The 5209-nt window shown below is 52.5% G+C and carries 9 protein-coding genes; 8 read left to right on the plus strand and 1 reads right to left on the minus strand.

Annotation, left to right across the window (positions count from 1 at the left end; translation table 11 throughout):
• The 6 genes from BOW51_RS08580 to BOW51_RS08605 all read left to right on the plus strand — a co-directional run.
• A partial coding sequence (locus BOW51_RS08580) for an STAS domain-containing protein (protein ID WP_135568177.1) occupies window positions 1–308 on the plus strand: 308 nt, incomplete at its 5' end.
• Between the two features lie 67 nt (window positions 309–375).
• Window positions 376–990, plus strand: a complete 615-nt coding sequence (locus tag BOW51_RS08585) for a 2OG-Fe(II) oxygenase family protein (RefSeq protein WP_078477364.1) — start codon at window positions 376–378, stop codon at window positions 988–990.
• A gap of 23 nt (window positions 991–1013) precedes the next feature.
• Window positions 1014–1352 (plus strand): hypothetical protein, encoded by a 339-nt coding sequence (locus tag BOW51_RS08590; RefSeq protein WP_078477370.1) that lies wholly within the window; start codon window positions 1014–1016, stop codon window positions 1350–1352.
• Window positions 1353–1376: 24 nt separating this feature from the next.
• The gene (locus BOW51_RS08595) at window positions 1377–2504 is read left to right on the plus strand and encodes an NAD(P)/FAD-dependent oxidoreductase (RefSeq protein WP_078477365.1); all 1128 of its coding nucleotides are present in this window, start codon (window positions 1377–1379) and stop codon (window positions 2502–2504) included.
• Window positions 2505–2514: 10 nt separating this feature from the next.
• Complete coding sequence (gene arfB / locus BOW51_RS08600; RefSeq protein WP_078477366.1) at window positions 2515–2931, plus strand: alternative ribosome rescue aminoacyl-tRNA hydrolase ArfB; 417 nt, start codon at window positions 2515–2517, stop codon at window positions 2929–2931.
• Between the two features lie 5 nt (window positions 2932–2936).
• Window positions 2937–3638, plus strand: a complete 702-nt coding sequence (locus BOW51_RS08605; protein ID WP_078477367.1) for a DMT family transporter — start codon at window positions 2937–2939, stop codon at window positions 3636–3638.
• A 57-nt stretch (window positions 3639–3695) separates the two neighbouring features.
• Here BOW51_RS08605 and BOW51_RS08610 read toward each other — a convergent pair whose 3' ends face one another.
• Window positions 3696–4448 (minus strand): TSUP family transporter, encoded by a 753-nt coding sequence (locus BOW51_RS08610; RefSeq protein WP_078477368.1) that lies wholly within the window; start codon window positions 4446–4448, stop codon window positions 3696–3698.
• 113 nt (window positions 4449–4561) lie between these two features.
• On the opposite strand from BOW51_RS08610, the gene BOW51_RS08615 reads away from it, so the two are divergent.
• Window positions 4562–4855, plus strand: a complete 294-nt coding sequence (locus BOW51_RS08615) for a hypothetical protein (RefSeq protein ID WP_078477369.1) — start codon at window positions 4562–4564, stop codon at window positions 4853–4855.
• A gap of 21 nt (window positions 4856–4876) precedes the next feature.
• The coding region (locus tag BOW51_RS08620; protein WP_370738164.1) for a DEAD/DEAH box helicase at window positions 4877–5209 on the plus strand (333 nt) is incomplete at its 3' end.

Raw genomic sequence — 5209 nt, forward strand, 5'->3', positions numbered from 1 at the left:
GTACCAAGGTCTACGTCATCAACGGGCCACTCTTTTTCGGATCTGCCAAGGTATTCTCCGAGCTCTTTACTCCTGATGATGATCCTGACGAGGTGATTGTCGATTTCATCAACTCGCGTGTTGCCGATCACTCAGCGGTCGAGGCGATTGACTCGCTTGCAGAACGTTACACGAAACGTGGTAAGCATCTGCACCTGCGTCACCTCAGTGTCGATTGCACCAACCTGCTCAACAAGGCGGGAGACCTGGTCGAGGTTAATTACGAAGAGGACCCTCACTACAAGGTGGCAGACGACAAGCTTGCATGAGCGGGTTATTGACCACGGGAAGGATTGCGACACATAATCGATTAATTGTAACGACTGGTTTGTACCCATGACGACAGCTTTCGACAAGCAGGTAACGCCCCTTCGCACTATTTCCGAGGTGAAGCCCGGCAGTTTTATTTTCAGCCGCGACAATGCGCTGCCAGCCGATTTCTGTGATGAAGTCGTGCGCCGTTTCGAGGCCAGCGAGTCCTACCAGCGCAAGGGTGTCATAGGCCAGCTTGGTGAAGAGGATAACGGTATCAAAAGCACCATGGATCTTGTCGTTAGCGACAAGGAAGACTGGAAGGATATTGACCAGATGTTCTTCCGTGGCATGGCAGCGGCGATGAACGAATTTCGTGAAAGCTTTCCCTATTTCAAAGGTCCATTCAAGGATCTTGGTTACCAGGTTCAGCGTTATCTTCCGGGTGACTATTACCACTGGCATATCGATGGCGGCAGCCACCAGTTTGCCGATCGCCAGCTGGTGGCACTCTGGTATCTGAATGATGTGCCCGAGGGTGCTGGCGGTGAAACCCAGTTTCTGTTCCAGGACATCAGTGTGCGTCCGGAGAAGGGCAAGCTGGTGCTGTTTCCTCCCTTCTGGACGCATGAGCATCGTGCTGCTGAAGTACTCAGCGGTGCCAAATATATCGCCACCACCTGGGTTCTGTTTCGTTGAAGCAATTGCTGGCGATTATTGAAATGGGAGGCTATCCTAATTTCATTCCGCTCTACCGCTCGCTGGGATTTGAAGTTCACGTTGAGAACTCGATGCGCAAGGCGCGTACATGGCTTAAGAAAACAACACCGGATGTGATTGTTGCCGAGTATAATTTTCAGAGCCAGTTTCGTGACAGAACATCAAACTTTGAGACCCTGATGGCGGTACTGGAGAAATATGGCAGCAGTAAGGTCATTGCTTTCTATGATACGCAGACTGAACACAAGCTTGCGTTGCTGCAGGAACGCTTTCCCCTGCATGACGCGATCCCTTTTCCCGTCAGTGAGCAGTTGCTGACAGATGCGCTTGAACGCATATAGCTACACCTGTTAACAAGGCAGAAAATGAAGAAAATCACAATTATCGGAGCAGGCTTTGCGGGATTGAAGGCAGTTCGCGAATTGAGAAAGCTGGACAAGTCTGTTGAGATTACGCTTGTCTCGCCGGTTGCGGAATTGCACTACCTGCCAGGCATCATCTGGATACCGAGCGGCAGGCGCCAACGCGAAGACCTGGTGGTACCGCTGGATAACTTCTTCTCACGCATGCGTGTCAATTTTCACCAGGGCAATGTGACCGGCTTGCGCGATGGCGGACGCATTGTCGAGACAGACAATGGCGAGATATCGAATGATGGCCTGATCATTGCTTCGGGTGGGCGTTTCATCAAGAAGCTGCCCGGAATAGAACATGCCATCACACCCTGTGAAGGTATCAGCGCTGCCGAGAAGATTCGTGATCGTCTCAAACAGATGCAGGGCGGCAGTATCGCCATCGGTTTTGCAGGTAATCCGAAAGAGCCCAGCGCGATGCGTGGTGGGCCCATGTTCGAGTTCCTCTTCGGGCTCGATACACAACTGCGTCAAGAAGGGCGGCGTGACAAATTCACGCTGACGTTCTTCAGCCCTGCACCTCAACCCGGCAATCGCCTCGGCCCGAAGGCCGTTAAGGGCCTGCTGGACGAAATGAAGAAGCGCGGTATCGAGACCCATCTTGGTCACAAGATGAAAGGCTTCAGCGAAACCGGTGTCAGCACTGAGGGCGGAGAGTTCCCGGCTGACCTGATTCTTTTCATGCCGGGCATGACGGGTAACACCTGGTTTGACAACACCGAGTTGCCACGCTCCGAGGGCGGTCTGATCAGGGCGGATGCCCAGTGCCGTGTCGAGGGCATGCAAAATGTCTATGTTGCCGGTGATTCAGGTAGCTTTCCCGGGCCTGATTGGATGCCAAAACAGGCGCACATGACTGATCTGCAGGCCACCGCTGCAGCAAAAAACCAGCTCACGGAACTAGGTGGCGGAAAGCCATCGGAGACGTTCAAGGTCGAACTGGTCTGTATTGTCGATTCAAACAGCAAGGGTATGCTGGTGGCGCGTAACGAGAAACGTGCCCTGACACTGCCCGCATGCAGGATGTTCCACTGGATGAAGCGCGGTTTCGAGTGGTGGTACCTGAAGCAGTATCGCTGAGTATCGACAGGTGCTGCGTATCTCCAACAATGTCACTCTGCCCGATTCGGAAATCGAGATGGAGGGCATTCGCGCGCAGGGTGCCGGTGGGCAGAATGTAAACAAGGTCTCCACGGCTATTCACCTGCGCTTTGATATCAACGCCTCGTCACTGCCGCCTTTCTACAAGGAGCGCCTGCTCCAGCTGCGCGACAAGCGTATCAACAAGGATGGCGTCATCGTTATCAAGGCGCAGAAGTATCGCTCGCGTGAGAAAAATATCGAGGATGCCCTCAAGCGACTCACTGCAATTGTGCGCAGTGTTGCCACCGTACAAAAGACGCGTAAGCCGACCAAGCCGACCAGGGCAGCACAGCAACGACGTATCGATGACAAAAAACGGCGTGGCAAGATCAAGCAGGGCCGCAAAAAAGTCAGTTCGGATTAACGCACTTGTTCAGCACCTATCTCAAGCTGGTGTTAGCTGTTGTCTCGTGGGGCGGGGCATTTGTATTCGCCAAGATGGCAGGTGCCGATATTGGTGAGGTCGAGGCGGCTTCATGGCGTTTCCTGGTCAGTGCACTATTGCTGACTCCGTTCTTGCTTCGTAAACCATTTCCCCGGCCAACACATAGAGAGATGTTATTGTTTCTGGTGCTGGGTCTAAGCGGTATCTATTTTTATAACCTGTTTTTCTTTTTTGGCCTGCAACTGATCAAGTCGAGCCTTGCAGGTATGATCGTGGCTCTCTACCCGATTGTTGTGCTGCTGCTCTCCGCAGTTTTTCTGAAGGAATATCTTACACCCAAGATGTTTGTCGGTGTTGTAATTTCAATTGCGGGAGCGGTCGTTATCCTGCTGGGCAGGCAGGTACCAGAAGGAAGTGAATCTGGCTACTGGCTTGGTATTTTGCTGATCATTGGATGTGTCATCAGCTGGTCGGTCTATAGTATGGTCGGTAAAGTGATGATGCAGCGTTATACATCAGGACAGCTGATCAGTGTGTCGGTGTGGATTGGTACAGTGATTCTTTTGCTGCATCTCTACCTGTCAGGTTCTCAATTGCCGCCAGTGAGCGGTATTTCCCTGTTTTTGTCCCTTTCTCAGCCGTGCTATTTGGATTCTTTATCCTCGATGAACGTATCTCACTTTTAACCATGAGCGGCGGAGTGCTGGTTGTTATAGGGGTGTTGATTACACAAAGAGAAAAGATCAGCCAAGCAGGAGCTTCAGTGCCATGCTCACCGAAACAATCACAAGCAGCGGACGAATAATTCGTGATCCGTGCTTAAGGGTGACGTGTGAGCCAAGATATCCGCCAATCACCTGGCCTGCACCCATTACAAGCCCGATCAGCCAGAGAATCTGACCGCTAAACAGGAATACCAGCAATGCTGCAAAATTACTGGTGAAATTCAGCAGCTTGGTACCGCCTACAGCTTTCTGCAGTGAATAGCCGAGCAGGGAGACGAAGGCGAACATGAAAAAGGAGCCGGTGCCGGGACCGAAGAAGCCGTCATAGAAGCCTAGCGAGGTGCCGAAAAGAAGGCCGAATATTGCCGGAGAAATGCGTTTGTGACGATCCTGCTCGCCGACCTTGTGGGCAAAGAGAAAATAGACAGCGAAGCAGATCAACAGGAAGGGGATGAAATCCTCAAGCAGCTGGGTGGGCAGCTGCTGGATCAGAATAGCCCCGGCGGCAGAACCGATGAAAGTCAAAATAACGGCAAGACGCAGTTCATGCAGCGGCACTATGCCGTTACGAATGTAATTCGTGGTTGCCGTAAAGGTGCCAAAAGTCGCCTGCAGCTTGTTGGTTGCCAGTGCCTGCACGGGTGTCATGCCTGTCCACATTAATGCCGGTAGTGCGAGCAATCCTCCGCCGCCAGCAATTGCATCAACAAAGCCGGCAGCAATCCCTACAAAAAACAGCAGCGGCAAAGAGAGTGCGGGATCCGTGAGCAAGGATTTGGCCTGTTGGCGTCCGAATTGGACATTCTACCGTTATTTGTGCACTTGTCTTGTCCCATGCAGTGATAAAATCGGTTGCTGATTAAATACGAACCCGGAAAGAGACAATGAACGATATCCAACTTTCACCAGAATTATTCCAGCGCATTCAACAGGCGATCATCGAGCAGGAACCAGAGGCACAGCAGAATGCCGGTGTCATGATGCAGTACCTGGCAGCACTGATGGGCTATATTCTCGGCTCTCAGCAGGAGATGCCATCCAAGACAAAGGAGGAGTTCATGGAAGAGCTTTCAGATTTTGCACGCCACGTCATGCGTGATGCCGATACCAAGGTACAGCAGCAGCGCCAGTCGCAGGCAGCCAATGCGTTTGGTATCTGGACACCACCGTCCAGTTGATAGCCAGCGGTCAATAATCGCTTGTCCTCAATCGACAAGATCCTTGGCGAAGGCGGAGAGCTCGAACAGAGTATTGCCGGGTTTCGCGTTCGCAGTCAGCAGTTGGAAATGGCTCACGCTGTCGATGATGCGCTGAAGTCCGCGGGCACCCTTGTGTGCGAGGCAGGCACGGGTACGGGTAAAACATTTGCCTACCTGGTGCCGGCGCTACTTTCCGGACTCAAGGTGATTATCTCAACCGGAACAAAAAACCTGCAGGATCAGCTTTTCAACAGCGATCTGCCACGTTTTCGCGAAAGTCTCGGGCAGGGCGTTTCAGCCGCACTGCTGAAAGGACGCGCCAACTACCTGTGC

The sequence above is a fragment of the Solemya elarraichensis gill symbiont genome, from assembly GCF_002021095.1.
GTDB lineage: Bacteria > Pseudomonadota > Gammaproteobacteria > Chromatiales > Chromatiaceae.